We start from the raw sequence: 1,408 nt of genomic DNA, 5'->3' as shown, positions 1-1,408 counted from the left end.
GTAAGCAATGGGATGGACGCCCCCACCTATAAAGGCATTGATGTGCCAGAGTGGAAGTGTCGTCAACCACTCGAACAGCGGGAGCGCCCACCATGGAGATTACAACGATCGGCATCGACCTGGCGAAGAACGTATTCCAGGTCCACGGGGTGAACAAGCACGGCAAGGTTCTGCTTCGTAAGCAGCTTCGTCGGGAACAGGTCGCGACGTTCTTTGCCAACTTGCAGCCATGTTTGATCGGCATGGAGGCATGCGGAAGCGCCCATCATTGGGCGCGCAAACTTCAGATGTTCGGGCATACGGTGAAGTTGATGGCGCCTCAGTTCGTGAAGCCGTACGTCAAAAGCAACAAGAACGACGCGGCCGACGCCGAAGCCATTTGCGAAGCGGTTGGTCGGCCGTCGATGCGATTCGTGCCGATCAAGAACATTGAGCAGCAGTCGGTGCTTTCACTGCACCGCGTTCGCCAGGGTTTCGTCAAGGCTCGCACAGCGCAGGCGAACCAGATTCGTGGCCTACTCGGCGAATTCGGAATCGTTGTGCCGCAGGGCATCGGCTATGTCGCCCAGCGAGTACCCGAGCTCATCAAAGATGCCAGCAATGCGTTGCCGGGCTCGTTCCGCCTGCTGATCAACCGACTGCTCGAGCATCTGCAATTGCTGCATCGCCAGGTCGACGAGATTGAAGCTGCAATCAAGGCCTGGCACCGCGACAATGCAGTGAGCCAGCGCCTCGAGAAGGTACCAGGAATCGGCCCTCTCACCGCAACCGCTCTGGTGGCAACCGTTGGCGATGCGAAGAACTTCGACAACGGCCGGCAACTTGCTGCCTGGTTGGGGCTCGTTCCACGCCAACATTCCAGCGGCGGCAAGCAGAACCTCCTGGGCATGAGCAAGCGTGGTGACGCTTATTTGCGGACCATGTTGATCCATGGAGCCAGATCGGTCATCTATCGGGCGACGCAGAAAGCCGATCCAAACAGTTGGGTTTTTAACGTCACGGCCCGTCGTAACAAGAATGTGGCCGCTGTTGCCTTAGCGAACAAAATGGCTCGTACCGTGTGGGCGCTGCTTGTCCATGAGCGAAGTTTCCAGCCAGGCTACACGCCACGTACTGCGTGATCAAACAGGTTAAATCGAAACAAGCAAAGTCGTTACGAAACTGAGGAACCCTACCACCGATTGCTCAGGCAAACACGAAGTGATGGCAGGCAGGTAAGACTGTGGCCGGTGAAGCCCAAAAATGACCGAGGCACCGAGAGTGCGCGTAAGCGATAGGGAACTGGCCAGCGAAACCCATCAGGGACAGTGAGCCCGTCTCACAACGAAAGTCCGAATGTACGGGTGCAATCTTCCTTCTACCGTTCACCAACTGCGAGCTTGGCAAACCGGGGGCGTCCATGTACGGT

1 protein-coding gene is annotated in these 1,408 nt (G+C 57.2%); it reads left to right on the top strand.

Annotation, left to right across the window (positions count from 1 at the left end):
* Positions 1-92: 92 nt before the first annotated feature.
* Entirely contained in the window at positions 93-1,121 is a 1,029-nt protein-coding gene (locus G3N97_RS38760) for an IS110 family transposase (RefSeq protein ID WP_205997992.1), read from the top strand.
* The last annotated feature ends 287 nt before the right edge of the window (positions 1,122-1,408 follow it).

Source organism: Paraburkholderia sp. Ac-20347 (assembly GCF_017104805.1).
Lineage (GTDB): Bacteria > Pseudomonadota > Gammaproteobacteria > Burkholderiales > Burkholderiaceae > Paraburkholderia > Paraburkholderia tropica.
Note: the sequence above shows the minus strand (reverse complement) of the source record. Positions and strands in the feature narration are given on the sequence as shown.